Source organism: Paenibacillus odorifer, assembly GCF_000758725.1.
Taxonomy (GTDB): domain Bacteria; phylum Bacillota; class Bacilli; order Paenibacillales; family Paenibacillaceae; genus Paenibacillus_AQ; species Paenibacillus_AQ odorifer.
In genome coordinates this window covers 2,666,046-2,682,931 of sequence record NZ_CP009428.1, presented here as the reverse complement: position 1 = coordinate 2,682,931, position 16,886 = coordinate 2,666,046, and the positions used below count along the sequence as shown (strand labels likewise).

Here is a 16,886-nt window from a genome sequence, read left to right as displayed (position 1 = left end):
CCTCCTATACTTCTAAATCTTGTAGTATTCATTAATTTTTCTGCCTGCTGCAGTTAGCCAGCGATTGGACCGCAATGATGATATGTCTAATGTTTGTGCCGAATTCCCGGCTATTTCTTCACTGATTAGGAGTCCGGCGGCCGGGCTGTGCATAAAACCATGTCCGCTGAATCCTGACGCATGGTAAAACCCTTGGATTTTGTTATCAGCGCCCAGCACCGGATGGGAGTCCGGCGTGTCATCATAATACCCTCCCCAGCAGGATTTGATGGTTGCTTCCTGGAGACGAGGCAGCCGACGAAGAGCAGCTTCCAGATGTTTATATTCCCATTCCGGGTCTGAGTAGCTATAATCCGGATCTTCGCATCCCCCTGCAACAAAGGGCTTATTTAAGCCCGTTAACAGACCGCCTGTCTCCTTATGTAAGCCCAGACCTTCCCCGGGGAACACAATAACGGGAAAATCGGCGGGCAGCCATGGGAGCACATCTGTAACCAACAACTGCTGATGGCAGGGGATTACCGGCAACTCAATTCCGGCTTTAGCAGCCACAAATTTGGACCAGGGGCCCGTAGCATTTACAACAACTCGCGAAGTTATCGCTCCTTCTGACGTTACCACTTGCTGTATCGCGGAACCGTCAGTAATAAAGTCCGTTACAGCGACTCCAGGATAATATTTGACACCCAGCTCTCTGGAGAGCCGAATATACGTGCTTGTAATCTTATTGGGATCGATCAATCCATCCTGCTTATTGTAAGTTGCACCGGTTACATCCTCTAGAACCAGCATCGGCAGCTTCTTTTGAATCTGCTTAGGCTCCATCCATTCCGTTTGCACACCCAACCTTTGCTGCAAAAGCATCGCATCATAAAACTCAGAAAGATTATCTTGTGCCGTGAAAATAAACATATATCCGCACTGGTCCATTTCATCCTGAACAAGGTTATACGAATCAAGCTGCTCCAGCAATCGAAAACTTAACTTGGACAATTCAATATTTATCTCCGTTGTAAACTGACTTCGCATCCCGCCTGCGCAGATAGATGTGGTTGCTCCGCCTAAACTTTCGCTTTTCTCAAGCACTACCACATCAGTTATTCCTTTTTTGGCTAAATAGTAGGCTGTACACGCCCCGACTGCCCCAGATCCAATAATAACAACTTCACATTTATCGGGTATCACCGAGAATTCTCCTTTTCTTCTATTTTGCTGGTTACAGTACTAAATTCTTTCAAAAGCGCTGACAGAAGCGCGCGCTCTTGCACATCGATACTCTCCACTGTGCGTGCAGCGATCCGCAACAGGTTAAGGTCAGGCTCAAGATGATATTTCACCAAAATGTTTCTGAGAATAAGAGTGGTTTCGTATATATCCTCATAGCCTTTCATAATGAAATCAGAAAGGTTATATCCACATTGAGATAAATATCCAAGCCTGTTAACCATGCATTTTTTGTGCTCCCAGAGTAAATGAAACGGACGAACACAATAGAAAATTTCGTTACGCGCCAACCTATCTAAATAGTCTAGCAGCGCTCCATACACCTTCATTCCCCAACACGAACCTCCATCTGTTCCCGGGCAGGTTACCATGGTTTCTGGCTGGCGTGAATAGTAATAATCCGCTAGGCTTGCGATCAGTGTAGTTGGCTCAAAATGCATCTTATCAGCTTCATTTAGCCGGACAGAGCGAATCGAACGCCGTTCGAATGCATGAGCGCGCAGCGATGATATGATCTGATCGGCGGGAAGCTCATGAAACTCGAAGATTTTATCGTAATCCGAGCCAGCAATACTAAATGTATGACTAAGATCATCATAGCCGTATATCATAAAATTCCTTTCGAAATGAACCTTATTAAAATAGTGCTTACCTTCTATATAAAATTCATCCAAGCTTACTTCGACATACTCCTTCTCGGCCAGACAATCCAAGATCTGTTTTACAGCAACACGTTCAGGACCAAGCCTGATCTCTTTCAAATTCAGATAGGGGAAATGCCCCAAAGATTGCTCGGGTGACAGAAATTCAAGATCCATCACATCCATATTCGCTCCAAGATATAAATGAATATAATGGTTATGCAGCCAATCCATCTTTCTAGAGCAGACTTCCACTACACTGAGCAGATGAGAGCTGTTCATGCTGCTGTTCACCATAGGGTACTTGATCGGCAGGTTAGGCATCTGTGGCACATCCTTCACCATTTTTACTCCAGAGATATGCCGTTAAATCTCCAACCGTAGGAAAATGTCCTGCTACCAAAAGGTAAGGATCAAAGTCCAATTGCAACGCCCGCTCAACTTCAACAATAAATTTGATGTAAGTAAGCGAATCCATTTCCAGATCTGTGAACACACTTTCGGGCTCCAAGGAAATATCACACTTTACAAATAGGCGCAGCAATACCTCCACCCGCTGTTGTATTTGGTCCATCATATCCTCCCTGTCCATCATTTATCTCTGGCCTAATGTTCCTTCGCCTACTTGCAAAATTTCTTCCAATGACATTCCTAATTGAGATAACACTGATTTCGTCAGCTGTCCCTGGGCTGCAGCAGAGGACGGTTCAGCAAGCATGTCCGCCATTCTTGCAATCGTAAATTCGCCTAGGTACAACTCCATAATAGTTATGTTTGTATTGAATCTTTTGTTGACAATACTAACTAGCTTTAGAGCTAATAACGAATGGCCGCCCAGATCAAAAAAATTCTCGGCAATGCCGATCGCACGGCCCTCCAAACTCAACAACTCTTGCCAGATAGATTCTATCTCTGCCTGAAACTCATTTTTAGGAAGTAGAGCGCTGCTCGCTTCTTTAAATCTAACATCAGGCAGCGGAAGCGCCTGGCGATCAACCTTACCATTTCGATTTAACGGAAATCTCTCAAGTCTCATAAAGATGCCAGGAATCATATAGGCCGGCAAATAAGCTCTCGCATAGTTTCGCAGCTCCGCAGCGGCAATCTCTTTATCGCTCACATAATAGGCAATCATAAGCTGCCCCCCGTTATTCTGCTTGAGCGGATGGACAAGAGTCTCTTTGATCCGGTTGTAACGGCGAAATACGGCCTCGATTTCACCCAGCTCTATCCGCGCACCGTTGAGCTTGATTTGTTGATCTGTTCTTCCCCCATAAATAATCGTGCCGTCTTCGAGGAATTTGCCCATGTCTCCTGTGCGGTACAGACGTTCAGCAGCAGGATGTCTGGAGTAAGGATTGGGTACAAAACTGCGGTTGGTCAGCTCTTCATTTCCGATGTATCCTAGGCCCACTCCTATTCCACCAATGCATATTTCTCCGTAAACCCCAACGGGAACCGGCAGAAGATATTTATCCAGAATGTAAATTCGGAGATTGGAAATCGGTTTGCCGATCGGAACACTTGAATGGCCTCGGCTCTCCGCACAGTCCCAGCAGGTTACATCAATGGCCGCCTCAGCGGGCCCGTACAAGTTGAACAAATGCGCAGCGGATTTTGAGAAAAAAGAATCACGTAATGTGGTACTCAGCTCTTCTCCACTGCAAATGACATTTTTAAGTGAAATGCAGCTTTCTATTGGAAAGGAGTCCATAAACTGCTGCAGTAACGCCGGAACAAAATGAATCGTCGTAATATGCCTCTCGACAATCACATTCCCAATATATTCAGGATCATGCGGTTTATCCGGTCGGGCTAATACCAATTCCGCTCCATGCAGTAATGGCCACAGCAGCTCCCATACTGCCACATCAAAAGTGAGCGGTGTCTTCTGCAGCACTTTATCGGTCTCATCCAAACCAAACTGCTGCTGCATCCAAAGAAGCCGGTTGTATAATCCCTCATAGCTGTTCATCGCGCCCTTCGGGGTTCCGGTTGAACCGGAAGTATAGATAACATAGGCTAAATCGCTGGGTTCGACCGGCTCATTGTGCACAATTTCACACCTTAAGTCAGCTGAATAAGAGCTAATCCCGACGAGGACCACCTTATGCATCGGTTTAAACAGAGCCGCATATTGTTCCTGGGTGATGATCAGTGCACACGACGACTCACAAATCATATGGGCCAGACGTTTGGAGGGTAGCTGTGGATCAAGCGGCATAAATGCCCCGCCGCATTTAATTACCGCCAGAATTGAGGTGACTAGCTCAACAGATCTCTCCAAGCCCAACCCAACAAGGCTGCCACGCCCGATCCCCAATTGCATCAGCCTCGAAGCAAGCATATCTGAGGCCAGATCAAGCTCCTCATAACTCATGTTGTCTTCTTCGCTCAAAAATACAGCCCGCAGATGACTATGCTTCGCAGCTTGTTTTTTGATCTGGCTTATGAACCTTCGGCTGTCCAGACAGCCGAAATCCGTACAAGTATCATTCCATTCGTAGATCACTTTATTGATTTCTTCCGCGGTCAAAAACATGTGGCTGCTAACCGTAGCCTCCGGTCGCTGCAGCAGCTGCTGGAGAATGTTAATGTAGTGGTAATGGAATTGCCTCAATGAGGCCGCGTACCATTTATCATTGTTGTATTCGTAAAATAGTTGCACTCCGCTTCCGGTATCATTAAGCCCAATCGTGAGGTCAAAGGCCGAAGAGCTTTTATCTGCCTTTAACGCTTCAACAGTTAGGTTGGATAACTCCAAATCCGTTTTGCCGCTCTGCACATAAGTAAACATCGTTTGAAACAGCGGATTTTCCCCTGGCCTGCGATCTGGATGCATAATACTGACCAGCTTGTCGAAAGAGACTTGTTGATAGGCAATGCCCTCATTAATTGTTTCTTTCTCTTTATTCAATACTTCAAAGAAGCTGTCTTCAGTCTGCACATTGGTGGTGAGTGGCAAAGTATTGGCAAAAAAACCGATAAGATTCCTTACTTCAATGCGGTTACGGTTAGCCATGGTTGAGCCGATAATCAGGTTAGACTGGCCGGTATATCTAAACATCAGGACCCGGTAGGCTGCGAGCATAACGTTATAGACCGTGAATTCGGGGTGACGTTTTATAAAATCCAGCATTTCATTATAGGCATCCTGCGGCAACTCTCCCCCATAATTGCACTCCGAATCGGTTGGCCCAGCAGCTTCAGGCATTGCCGCAAGGTTTAAATCAAGCCGTGTATCTGCCGAAGCTAACTTGTTGCTCCAATAATCCATTAGTGTTGGATTGCCGGCATTTGCAATATATTTTTGTTCCCAGACCGCATAAGCAGAATACTGTACCGGCAATTCAGGCAAGCGTGCCACCCTGCCTTCTTCCAAAGCGTTGTAGATCTCCCTGAATTCATTTGTGAAAATATCCAGAGACAACGCATCTGAAATGCTGTGATGGAAACGAAATATCAGTAAATGCTCGGTTGGGCTCATCTGCACCAGTACCGTCTCAAATAAAGAGCCTCCATTTAATTCGAACGGTTTATTAATCTCCATTGCCAACCAATCCAGCGCCTGTCTCTCCATCTCTGACTCAAGACAATTCAGCCGCTCAATCCTGACCGCTGCGGGCTGTGGAACCGTCTTTTGGTAAGGCTCCCCGTCTTTTTCGTAAAATACAGTGTCTAAAATTCGATGCCTTTCCTTCAATATACCCAGACATTCAGTCAAGTGTTTATAATTCAGACAACCCTTCAAGCGGTATTGTATCGTCATATTGTAAGCGGAGCTGGCAGGGTTCAATTGATGCAAAAACCATAATCTGCGCTGAGCGCCGCTCAGCGGAATATCGGTTAAATCGGAATCAGCACGGATAGGAGGGAGACTTCTATGCATTCGCTCGGCCTGCAGCAGCGCTTCCCAATTTGATAAACCTCGAGTCATACTTCATCCTCCCGATTCTTGGAATTAAAAATCATGCATCAGGAAATTGCCTTATCATTGAGCAACACTTTAAGACAGTTAATAATCGTCAAGGGAGACTCAAAGGTCTCTGGAGTGAGACAGTTGTCTGGAATCTGAACCCGGAAGACCTCCTCCAAATCGTACAGAAGATATAAAGCCCGGAACGAATTAACTCCCCATTCGGTTAAAGTTCTGTTCAAATCAGCAGCCTGCAGCGTCTCTTTCTGCTCTACTGAGGGTAAGGCTCCATTTTTGCGGATTAGTTCCATCACTGTCGCTTGGATATATTCCTCATCTCTGTTCATAACGGTCAAATCCCCTCGTTTCCCGTATTATTTTTCGATTAAGAAATTGCCGACCGCCAGCGCATCCATAGCGGAGGTATAGAAGGTTTTGATGGCGTCGTATGGAGTCTCACACACCGGTTCTCCTCGTGTGTTAAGCGATGTGTTCATTATCAGCGGAATTCCAGACAACTTATAATGCTCGGCAATAAGCTGATGCCAGACCGGATTCACCTCGCTTCGAACCGTTTGCGGTCTAGTAGATCCATCTACATGCACGATGGCAGGAACAGCCTGCATTCTCTCTTCTTTGACTGTGTAGGCTTTCAGCATATACGGCGAATACTGCGCCTCCTCCACCAACCAATCCGCATGTTCATCCATAATACTTGGCGCCAGCGGTCTCCAGGATTCTCTGAATTTGATTTTTTGATTGACTTTTACATATGAATCATAACTTGCAGGACTGGCTGTTATGGAACGATTGCCCAATGCCCTTGGCCCCATCTCGGCTGCGCCTTGGAACCAGCCAATGACTTTACCTCTATCAATCAGTTCTGCCGTCTGCCGGCAAATATCGGATGAATAGTTATACTTCAAACCAAGCTTGTTTAATACCTCCGATATATGGTTGTCATCATAGGAAATTCCCCAGTAAGGAGTCTTCAGTCTGCCCTTTACAGGGAGAACGGAACGTTCTTTAGAGGCAATCATGGCAGCTCCGATACAGCCCCCAGCATCATTGGTTGCCGGTAATACGAAGATTTCATCGAAAATTCCGAGGCGTTCCAGCCTTCCATTCGTCGTACAATTGAGAGCAACACCTCCGCCTATCACCAAATTTTTACTGTTGCCTTGCCGGATGGTCTGCTGGCAAAGATGCACAATAGTGTCTTCCAGCGCCTGCTGCGCCGATGCGGCAATATCTTTGTGCTTCTTGCTGTATTCGACCGTATAATTGAGCCCGCCATACAGTGTATTATTGCTATAGATACGCTTTGGAGGATCACCGAATTTACGATACATTTCCTTCATCCATATTCGGGTCAGCTTGTTATACTTATCCTCCAAACCAAGCGAACTATCAGGTTCTCCGATAGGAATCTCGTACCCGTCTTCCGTCAACCGTACAGAAAAGTCATAGACTGACTCTCCATAAGAGGCTAATCCCATCAGCTTTCCTTCTCCCGATGCTCCAAGCTGTAAATAATCACTGACGATGGAATAAAAAAATCCAAGCGATTGTGAAATCCCGTATTCTTGCTTAACCTCAATATGCTCATTCTTCCCATAGGCTACTGTGGTTGAAATATCGTCACCTTGTCCGTCCATGACCAAAATCACCGCATCATCGAACCCGGATAAATAGTAGGCACTTGCCGCATGGCATAAATGGTGGCTGACCGAAATGATAGTGGGCATTTTTTTGCCTGATAATACCGGGTGCTTCTTGAATTTCTCCAATATCCCCAATTCTTCCGCTTTTTGCGGGTCCCATGATAAAGCAATCAGATCGATATCTTCAAAAGCAACGCCCGCTTGTGACAGACAATTGAGGAGCGACAAAACCGGGGGCTCTCCGTAAGCATGTTTTTTTCGGCAAAAACGCTCCTCCTCAGCATAGGCCACCAAAACGCCATCATGAACCAAACATGCCGCTGAATCATGTCCTAGCCCACCGCTTAAACCAAGAATTAACACGTATACTCCCCCTCTAAGTTTTGTTGATATTGATTGAGAAGCTGATTTACAATTCGACCTGTTTTGGAATTCTTGATTTCCGCGATGTTCTCTGGTGTGCTTTCACCCAAGACTTGTCCCCCCTCAAGGCCTCCCTCCGGCCCCATGTCAATAATCCAGTCCGCCATGACTAAGACATCGGTATTATGTTCTATCACAACGACAGAATTACCCGAGTCGACCAACTGCCCAAGCATATCAATCAGCTTAATCACATCATGCGGATGCAGGCCTGTTGTTGGTTCATCAAGCAAGTACAAGGTGTGGTGTCTACTGCTTTTGGAGAGCTCTCTGGCCAACTTTACCCGTTGTGCCTCCCCGCCAGACAAAGTGGTTGCCGGCTGGCCCAGAATTAAATAATCCAGTCCAATACGGCACATCACATCCAGCTTGTTATATACGGATGGTTCATCCGCGAACAGTTCCATCCCTTCTTTTACAGAGCAAGCCAATACATCTGAAATGCTATGGTTTTTATACTTTACATCCAGAATCTCCGGCTTAAATCGTTTGGTCCGGCATACAGGACATGGGGTCTCAACCGACGGTAGGAATTGCAAATTCACTTGCACAAGCCCTGCTCCCTGACAGCGTTCGCATCGGCCGCCGGGGACGTTGCAAGAAAAGTGTTTGGCCTGGAGATTACGCATTTTCGCTTCAGGCAGCGCAGCAAAAATATTCCTTATCGCCGTGTACACATCTGTGTAAGTTGCCGCGTTTGATCTTGCAGTCTGACCGATAGGGGATTGATCGAAGCTAATGACCTTATGCACATTCTCCCAGCCCTTAACATCTGCATAGGCATCAGTCTCGGTGCTTTGGGTAAAATGAAGCTGTGCGGATCGAGCCAGGACGTCGAACATAAGAGTCGATTTCCCCGACCCTGATACCCCGGTCAGCACAACGAGCTTGCCCAACGGGATATTCACACTTACATCCTTAAGGTTATGGCGATTCGCATTTGTAATCTCAATGCATTTCCCGTTCCCTCTGCGGCGCTGTTCAGGAAGAACCACCGTATCTTTACCAGCGAAATACTGCCCGGTCCATGATCTGCTGCACTGAATCAGCTGCTGCACGGAGCCAGCCGCAACCACTTCTCCCCCTTGCTTGCCCGCACCCGGTCCGATATCAATAAGGTAATCGGCCGCCCGCATAACATCCGGGTCATGCTCGATAACTAGAACCGTATTTCCAAGATCACGCAACTGCCGGAGCACCCGGAGCAGACCTTCGGTATCTATCGGGTGAAGGCCAATTGTCGGTTCATCGAGAATATACAAAACTCCTGTTAAGCTAGCTCCGATTAATGAGACGAGCTTAAGCCTCTGCATTTCTCCCAGAGATAAAGAAACGGTGGAGCGGTCCAAGCTTAAGTAGCCGACACCCACTTCAATCAAGCGAGCCAGCTTTTTTTCCATTTCGGAAACGATGTTCATAAGCGGATCCTGACTTCCCCCTAGCTGTTGAGCGGACACTTTACGCAACCAGCCAAGCAAATGGAAGAGCGGCATTGCAGATGCTTCGGTGATACTTTTCCCGGCTAGCGTAACCGCTCGACTGTCTGCGTTCAGCTTCGTACCGTGACAATCCGAACACTCTTGCAGATGAAAGAATTTTTCAATCTTCTCTCGATAGTCCGATTCGTGTCCACGTTCCTTGTATCTGCGTTCCAGGTTGGTCAGAATCCCCTCGAATCTTCCCTCTGCAGCATAAGTTGGAGGGGTCTTCCCAGAAAAATGCCTGATAAATCGCTGGCTGTATACACCGAAATACAGCAGATCCCGTTCGACCGTGCCCAAATCTCTCAAGGGTTTATCAGGATCAAACACAAATCCGTAATAGTTACCGGCTGCAACCAAATTATCGGCCATTAACTGTGCTCCATGAGGATTGCTCCCCTTAAGTGCACACTGCTTCAAGCTGAGGCTGTCATCGAAAATTTCTTGTAAATTCGGTTTTCGTTCAACCCCCAAGCCCATACAAACCGGACATGCGCCTTCAGGTTTATTGAAAGAGAAATGGGACATGGTCAATGCTCTAAGCTCATGGCTGCACTCTGGGCACACGGCTTTGCCCTCATCGGAATAGGACATAGGAAGATCTTGAATCTCTGTTTCGATCGACTCATAGTTTTCCTGCCAGATGTCAGCACTACTTGAACCCTTGACTTGGCTTCCGCAATTAGGACAAGCTCTTTCTCCGCTTTTGGTAAACAATATACGAAGCAAGGTGTACAAATCCGTTGTAGTTCCAACGGTTGACCGGGGATTTCGGTTAGTGTGGCGCTGGTCAATACAGATGGAAGGCGACAACCCTTCAATAGAATCAACCTTAGGTTTGTGGATAAAATCACTTATCATACCGAGCGAATCCATGTATTGCCTCTGACATTCCTGCTGCAAGGTATTCATGGCAAGCGTTGATTTGCCGGAACCAGACAATCCAGTTAACACCACTAGTTTGTTTCGGGGGATAGACAGAGATATATTTTTCAGATTGTTTTCTCTCGCACCTTGAATTTTAATCCAGTCATTCAATGTGATCGGCTCCTTCATGAGACATCGTCATATGCTGCCGTATGAATGTTATCCATTCGGTCTTCGCTTCAGAAATATTCATCAGCTCACTGAAGCATGATTCATGGTTAAAAGCTACTAACAGATTTCCTTGCATCTTTGATGCTGGTTTTCGTTTTTTGCCGCTCCATATTTCTCCTTCAAAAAAACAATAGCTATCTTCATCAGTTATACAAACCCCGCCTTGAGACTGGTGGCTTTGATTTAACCAGACATACACCAACACTGTAAGGGAAGCCGGATCGGCGGTACCGTGACGTATTACTTGGTCTGCAGTCATCAGTCGGTCGTGTTCCCGAAATATGGATTTCTTCTTCAATAAATCCACATACTCAAAAAAATGCTGTTTCGTATTATAATCGCTCAGAAACTGACGAATAAGCGGACTATTCATAGATGCGAGAACATAAGCCTGCGGTTTTGTTACTAATAGTGTCTGATAAGCATATTTGGCGTACGTATATACAGAATCCGGCAGATTGCAGCTGTATCTCAGCATCGTTTGACGCAGCAACCGATGAAGGTGCAGCGGGTCAGCACATTCTTTTAAACTGGGCATTGGGCATTCATCCATATAGCTAATTCCCGTTGTTAGCGGACGCGAGAATTTAAACACAATGCCATCCTTGAACCAGTTATTTAATCGCTCCACCGTCCGGCCTGATAAATTCGAACTTCCGGCAGCAGACCAATACTCCCTCTCATTGAACAGCTTGCTGATTTCGGTCTGATAATAGTAAGTACCTGCATTTAATTTAACAATCCGGTCTGTGAAAAACAGGTATGCCTCTCCAGTGATGGAGACGAGCAAACAATCGTAATTAACTAAACGGAGCTGGACGATATCCGACGCCGCCAAGCCGCATAATCGGAGCACCGCAAAATAAAATGACATAAGCGGCGTACAATTAGCGGTTAATGGAAAGTGATCTTCAGCCAAGGTCAACAGTTCATCATAACTAAACGTTGGAGCAGTAAATTTGCTTGACCAGCTGCTGTTACGATCAGGCCGCTCAATCTGGAAATTGATATTTTCACTTGCAAAATGATATAAGGACTCCAGCGTCCCTAGAGCGGTTGGCTGAAACAGCAATGCTGCCAGATCAGCTACGCGCAAAGACAGCATATTGGATAGAATGGCCGCACATTCCAATTCAGAGTGCACTTCCCGGGAACGTATATTTCGTGGAATTGCCCGAGCGTATAAATTCGCCGGCAGAGGATCGTTGCTGTTTCTAACAATCTCCAATTCCGCTTCATTGGTCCACCAGAAGAGATCAGTCATGGAATAAGTATCGTAATGAATTAGATCGGCTTCGGCCGAACCAAACGGTAGCCAGCTTTTCTCGATCGTTACAACCTTCCATTCTTTTTTGTCTTCAACATAGCGCATAGTATAAATATGCTCATCCTTTAGCTGGTCAAACTGTTCATAAGTAAAGGTCAAAGTACAAGCAGCAACAATTTCAGCAAGACTTATTCTGACATTTCGTACGTTAAATTCTATGCAAGTCGGAACTGTTTTTTGTAAATACCCATGGAACCATGCCCGCTGTGATTCAGCTTCCATTTCATCTTCGAAATACTGGGTCTCCAGCCAAAGTTCAATATCTCCTGTTGTTAAAGCACGATGAAGACAGTCGAGCAATGTAACGGAAATGGCGGATGTATCCAATGTCTTTTCCACACTCTTCACCTCACCTTGCTGACATTTCGGATTGCAGCATATTCTCCAGATACAGTTCGAATTTTTCAGGCTGGGCCTCCGTTATAAATTCCTGCGCGGCAGCTTTAGAGGTTGCAGAAATGGATTCGTAGAGTGTCCTGTCCGTCAGCAGCCGTTGCAAAGTCTCCACCCATATGGCAGTATCCTGTTCGGGAATAACCGGCATTGTATGTCCTGTTGCTTCATCCTTGTAAGTTTCCGTAATCGGCGTCACCGGAAGATTATAGTCAACCTTGCATTTCGATTGCATGAGGCCGCCTTGGTCGCTTGCAATAACAGGAATACCTCTTAGCATCGCTTCAATTACTGTCTGCCCAAAAGCTTCAGCGCAGATGGAAGGATGAAGCCACACTCGTACCTGTTCAAAAATCAAATTCATCTCGCGCTCCGGTTCAAGCAGTGTCACATTAGGCAGAGCACGTAAAGCGGATTGTTCCTCCTGCTTCAAATCGCCCCATGTAATTACCGCAGCAAAAGGATAGTCCGGAAAAGCTTGAGCCAGCTTCAGAAAAATGGATAAACCCTTTATCTCTGTAGGGTTGCATATCGCGATGTATCCTCTGTTGAAATTATGAAAGGTTGGAAAAATACCATCCCCATAAATTGGGAAACGTAGCGAAACAGCATTGGTATAACCACCCCATTCGGTGATATTATGAGCTACGAAATCACTGTCACCAATAAAGCCGGAGACCTGGGCAAGTTCCTGTCGGAGCAGCGGATTTTCGATCCAGCTATGCGGCCCAAAAGGGAGAGTGATCACATCATGACAAATCACAACCAATTTTGTTGCGCTTCCAGCCACGAGCTTTATTCCCGCAGCAACCATGGTGTGGTAAGCCATATTCACAAGAACCACGTCCGGATTGCCTTTTTTCATCAAATCCCCTGCTGTTCTGTATAACAGCATAACACTCGTGGTGAAATGGCATTCTACACCATTTACTGTCCCCTGAAGACTATGCGCGGAACGAATAATATTGTTTACCCCATGCTCCTGCAGCTGTTCCTCCACCTGTAACAGAGAATCTTCCTGGTCTACCAGATGGACTACTCTACATTGATGTCCCCTGGCAGCCAGGGACTCGAATACTGCACGGTTAGCCTTGACGGCCCCTTGATAATAGGCAAAATAAGCACCTTCAGAAAGAAACAAAAGATTCATCGTCAGCTGCTCACCCTTTCCGACTGTCCCTCAATATATGCCGTCAATTTTCCGGTATCATTTAATAGTTCCAGTGCCAGGTCATCATCTTCAATGACGATTCCAAGCTGTTGTTCAATCTTAACGATAATCTGCAAAGCAATCAGTGAATCCATATGGAACGCTTCAAGTAAATCCGCTTGCGCATCCAGTTCCTCCATTGTAACCTCCTTGCTCAAGACCTCTGAAAAAATAGCGGCCAGCTTACCCAGAATCTCCTTGTTCTGCATGCTTATATCTCCTCTCAGAAAACCTTTGGTTGCCGCTCTGCCGTATCTTGTACCAGCTGCTGCAGCATGTTTAAGCTCTTGGTCCGGGCGGAAGGATCAGGAAACGAAAGGACTTCAACGGCAAATTGATCACAATACCCGCATACCGCACAATCCAGTGACCGGCAATCGACTTCTTTGAAAAAATCAATAAAACCTTGCAGCTTAGAATTGTCAATATAAACATCCAATAAGGTCAGGGCACGGATGCTCTGGCGGCTCTGCTGCGTTTGCCGGGAAAAAAACGCCTTTTCTCGTGTAACCGCACCGGCCGTTCTGCGATGGTTGGTGTGAACGATGTTCAAAATATCAGCCAAGTTCCCCGGATACTGCCTATCATGATAGGCTTTTGCCGCCTGCAACAGCCAGGCAGTAGATTTTGACCGGTCCGTCAGCTTAAAACGGTGTATGCCTATCTTCTCATATTCCGCCAAATCCTCCGGCCTGATCCAGCGCGCCTTCATGATATTCCCTGGATCATTAAATTTCTCGTAAGTGCATTTGACGGAGCAATAATCCATAAAGCTTTGGTTATCCGTTCCACGGTTGGATGAGCCATGGCTCATTACATTGTCATGATAGACCTGCATTGGACATTCATAGAGACAGGTCTGATTGACAATGACCTGGATTTCACATTCAACGCTGTTCTGTATACGTTCAAGCAGCCTGAAATCTCTGGCTATGTTTTCTCTTACTGTGATCTCTTTGACGCCCATTGAATCAAAGTATTTTGCCCGTTCCACACTTTCGACCACCGCAAAGGAGGACAAGCTCACTTTGATCTCAGGATGTCTTCTCCTGCAAATGTCCACAAGCAGCTGATTGGCTAAGGTGATCCAGTCCACACCTATTTCAGCGGCCCAATCCATTTGATCTACAATTTGTCGGTAGCCTTCATCCTCATATTCCCTGTTGCCGAGACAGGAACTGTTCATCAAATAGTTAAACTCTTTGTTGTACATATGGGCCCGCTTAACCGCTTGTTCAATATCGCTCCGCGTACTTATCGGCATTGCCGCAGCCGATCTTCCGCTTCCACAGCCCTCCTGAGAAGAACCACCGAAGAAGCAGCTGATATATTCGTATCCGCCCAGCTCGTCAATAAGCTGGATATCGCCGTTATATGGAACAGATATCTTCATAAATTACACCTGCCAGCTATTTTTTTGTGCCAGTGCGATCAATGCAGCACAGCAATTCTCAGTTCCGCTTAAAGTCCTCAGCTTGGACCTATAATGCCCGCGAAGCTCAGCCAAATTATCGTTCAACGCTGTCTCAACAATCTTACGGATACGGCTTGGTCTGAATGCTTGAACGGGTAGCTTATAAGTGAGACCAAGATTTTGGAGCTGCGTACAATTATAGTCCCGTTCAAAATGTTGACCGGGAACGGTTATGCTCGGAAGTCCATGAAGCATTGTCGTAAGCATAGTATCTTGTCCGCCATGAAAGATTACCAGAGCTGCTTCCGGCATAATTTCAGCAGCCGGGATAAACCAATGGAATTGAATATTGTCGGTATGGTCAGGAAGCACCTTAAGCTCATAATGAAATCCGCATAAACAGGCAACACGGTAGGGTTGCTTGTCAAAGATCTCTTTGACCAGCTCAATATAAATTAAAGGGGGAATGGCACTAACGCTTAAATAAATAAAAATTAGCGGCTTGCCCTGCCAGTCCGGATGCCACTGCAGATTTGAAGATTGTCTTGCCTCCAAATCCAGAATGTAACCGGCGAAATCGCACTCCTTCAACCCAGCCAGCTCCGGCTCCAGTTCCGGTAGTGTCGGTGCCATTTTAATTGTTGCTCTTGAAAATAATAATTCAGCCAGATTGGAAACAGAATCCAGTGAATAATCCGCCAACACCTCATTAAAAGCGGCGATAGCTTTGGCAGATCCCGGATACTGTAGGTTGGCCGGGAAGGCTGGATGGCTTGGCCAGCTCGCAATCATCAAAGCGGGAATCTGGGCCACGGCAGCTGAAATGGAAGCACTCGGACGAGACTCGGCAAATATGGCGTTGGGTTTAAAAGCCTGTATCGCCTTCAGTTCAGCCTCAACCGCTTGACGAATAAAGCCCGATTCTGCCATCCCTGTCCACTCTACATAATCGGCAGCACTGCGAACATCTCCGGAATTCCCTGAAGGAAGCGGAATCGGATAGTCATAAACCTGAAAGCCGTTGGCTCGGACAAAGTCAGCAAGCTTGCCGCCAATCACAAAGCTGACCGTGCAACCTTGGCTTTGCAGAACCTTGGCAATGCCCAGCGTTTTGCTCACTGATCCTACAGAACCGGAGCTAGGGGGGCTTGGAAGAAGCATAATTCTTGGCGGACTCACAAACTATTCACCTCGCTTCTATTGGACATTTCTTCGATTAAATAAGGAATCGCATGGGCGTAAGTAGGGTATGCCAGCCGTACATCGGCATTCTTTTTTATCTTTTCGTTTCCCATACGTACGGAAAGGGCGCGTAAACCATGTATACTTAGTCTGATACGATCAGTGACAGCCTCAGGAGAAATCCATTGTATTTCAGACAGTTGAGCATATTTCCGAACCTCTTTTATCAATTCCTCCTGTGTTAGAGGAAGATCATCACTCACGTTATAAATCTCTTGAACAGCAAGATTACTCCAGGCCAACTGCATCATTGAAATAACATCATCAATATGCACTTTAGATGAATAACTGCGCCCGTTCCCCAGCATCTGAGTGCAGCGCATTAATTGCCGGATATAATTATGCTCAAGCGGGCCGTACACTTCAGCGATCCTGAGAATGATATAAGAAAATTTCGCATGGGTGCAGTATTGCTGGACCAGCCGCTCCATTTCGAGTGTAATTCTTCCAAATGGATGAACGGGATGGCACAGTGCAGATTCATCGGCCACACAAACGTTGTCGCTTCCATATACAGCCCCATTACTTGCCACAATGAACTTGCCATACGTTCCGCTGCGCAAAAGTTGGTCCAGCAGATTCCGCGTCCCCTCTACATACAGCTGCCTCATCCGGGACACAGAACCAGAATGTTTGCCGGCAAGATGATAGACGACATCAATATCCTCCCCTATGCCATCCATCGTTTCAGGGTTCAGAACGTCGCCTACCCACAGTTCCATACCCAATTCTGCAAGTGTTTCGCCAACGCCTTTTTCCTTCGGCAATACAAGCCCTCTGACAGCATGTCCCTGTTCCAGTAAACTGCTTGTTAACCTGCTCCCGATAAAACCGCTGCAACCTGTCACAAGAA

The 16,886-nt window shown here is 46.4% G+C and carries 13 protein-coding genes; all 13 read right to left on the bottom strand.

Annotation, left to right across the window (positions count from 1 at the left end; genetic code table 11):
* Positions 1–12 precede the first annotated feature (12 nt).
* Genes PODO_RS11350 through PODO_RS11290 form a run of 13 tightly spaced genes read right to left on the bottom strand, consistent with a single transcriptional unit; the run spans position 13 to position 16,881 of the window.
* Entirely contained in the window at positions 13–1,185 is a 1,173-nt protein-coding gene (locus PODO_RS11350; RefSeq protein WP_036685941.1) for an NAD(P)/FAD-dependent oxidoreductase, read from the bottom strand.
* Complete coding sequence (locus PODO_RS11345) at positions 1,182–2,189, bottom strand: hypothetical protein (RefSeq protein ID WP_036685938.1); 1,008 nt, start codon at positions 2,187–2,189, stop codon at positions 1,182–1,184. The genes PODO_RS11350 and PODO_RS11345 overlap by 4 nt, the downstream gene beginning before the upstream one ends.
* Positions 2,182–2,442 (bottom strand): acyl carrier protein, encoded by a 261-nt coding sequence (locus PODO_RS11340; protein ID WP_162164283.1) that lies wholly within the window; start codon positions 2,440–2,442, stop codon positions 2,182–2,184. The genes PODO_RS11345 and PODO_RS11340 overlap by 8 nt, the downstream gene beginning before the upstream one ends.
* Before the next feature lie 18 nt (positions 2,443–2,460).
* Positions 2,461–5,802: a non-ribosomal peptide synthetase gene (locus PODO_RS11335; RefSeq protein ID WP_038570134.1), complete on the bottom strand. Its 3,342-nt coding sequence runs from the start codon at positions 5,800–5,802 to the stop codon at positions 2,461–2,463.
* Between the two features lie 38 nt (positions 5,803–5,840).
* Positions 5,841–6,128, bottom strand: coding sequence for an acyl carrier protein (locus PODO_RS11330; RefSeq protein ID WP_036685933.1), 288 nt, complete (start codon positions 6,126–6,128; stop codon positions 5,841–5,843).
* Between the two features lie 27 nt (positions 6,129–6,155).
* The gene (locus PODO_RS11325) at positions 6,156–7,808 is read right to left on the bottom strand and encodes a carbamoyltransferase family protein (RefSeq protein ID WP_038570132.1); all 1,653 of its coding nucleotides are present in this window, start codon (positions 7,806–7,808) and stop codon (positions 6,156–6,158) included.
* Positions 7,802–10,387, bottom strand: coding sequence for an excinuclease ABC subunit UvrA (uvrA, locus tag PODO_RS11320; protein WP_052096966.1), 2,586 nt, complete (start codon positions 10,385–10,387; stop codon positions 7,802–7,804). Before uvrA ends, PODO_RS11325 begins: the two co-directional genes overlap by 7 nt.
* On the bottom strand, positions 10,380–12,113 hold the full coding sequence (locus PODO_RS11315; RefSeq protein ID WP_155288121.1) for a hypothetical protein: 1,734 nt from the start codon (positions 12,111–12,113) through the stop codon (positions 10,380–10,382). Before PODO_RS11315 ends, uvrA begins: the two co-directional genes overlap by 8 nt.
* Before the next feature lie 10 nt (positions 12,114–12,123).
* Positions 12,124–13,317 (bottom strand): glycosyltransferase, encoded by a 1,194-nt coding sequence (locus tag PODO_RS11310; RefSeq protein WP_038570126.1) that lies wholly within the window; start codon positions 13,315–13,317, stop codon positions 12,124–12,126.
* 2 nt (positions 13,318–13,319) lie between these two features.
* Positions 13,320–13,586 carry an acyl carrier protein gene (locus tag PODO_RS11305; RefSeq protein WP_036685924.1) on the bottom strand — a complete coding sequence of 89 codons (267 nt, stop codon included), beginning with the start codon at positions 13,584–13,586 and terminating at the stop codon, positions 13,320–13,322.
* A gap of 14 nt (positions 13,587–13,600) precedes the next feature.
* Positions 13,601–14,770 (bottom strand): peptidase U32 family protein, encoded by a 1,170-nt coding sequence (locus PODO_RS11300; RefSeq protein ID WP_038570123.1) that lies wholly within the window; start codon positions 14,768–14,770, stop codon positions 13,601–13,603.
* 3 nt (positions 14,771–14,773) lie between these two features.
* The gene (locus PODO_RS11295; RefSeq protein ID WP_038570121.1) at positions 14,774–15,970 is read right to left on the bottom strand and encodes a glycosyltransferase; all 1,197 of its coding nucleotides are present in this window, start codon (positions 15,968–15,970) and stop codon (positions 14,774–14,776) included.
* Complete coding sequence (locus PODO_RS11290; protein ID WP_038570110.1) at positions 15,967–16,881, bottom strand: NAD-dependent epimerase/dehydratase family protein; 915 nt, start codon at positions 16,879–16,881, stop codon at positions 15,967–15,969. Before PODO_RS11290 ends, PODO_RS11295 begins: the two co-directional genes overlap by 4 nt.
* Positions 16,882–16,886: the final 5 nt, after the last annotated feature.

Excerpts from the sequence above, each read along its gene's own strand:
- PODO_RS11345 (WP_036685938.1), bottom strand. The coding sequence starts at position 2,189 with ATGCCTAACCTGCCGATCAAGTACCCTATGGTGAACAGCAGCATGAAC.
- PODO_RS11340 (WP_162164283.1), bottom strand. The coding sequence starts at position 2,442 with ATGATGGACCAAATACAACAGCGGGTGGAGGTATTGCTGCGCCTATTT.
- PODO_RS11335 (WP_038570134.1), bottom strand. The coding sequence starts at position 5,802 with ATGACTCGAGGTTTATCAAATTGGGAAGCGCTGCTGCAGGCCGAGCGA.
- PODO_RS11330 (WP_036685933.1), bottom strand. The coding sequence starts at position 6,128 with ATGAACAGAGATGAGGAATATATCCAAGCGACAGTGATGGAACTAATC.
- PODO_RS11310 (WP_038570126.1), bottom strand. The coding sequence starts at position 13,317 with ATGAATCTTTTGTTTCTTTCTGAAGGTGCTTATTTTGCCTATTATCAA.
- PODO_RS11305 (WP_036685924.1), bottom strand. The coding sequence starts at position 13,586 with ATGCAGAACAAGGAGATTCTGGGTAAGCTGGCCGCTATTTTTTCAGAG.
- PODO_RS11300 (WP_038570123.1), bottom strand. The coding sequence starts at position 14,770 with ATGAAGATATCTGTTCCATATAACGGCGATATCCAGCTTATTGACGAG.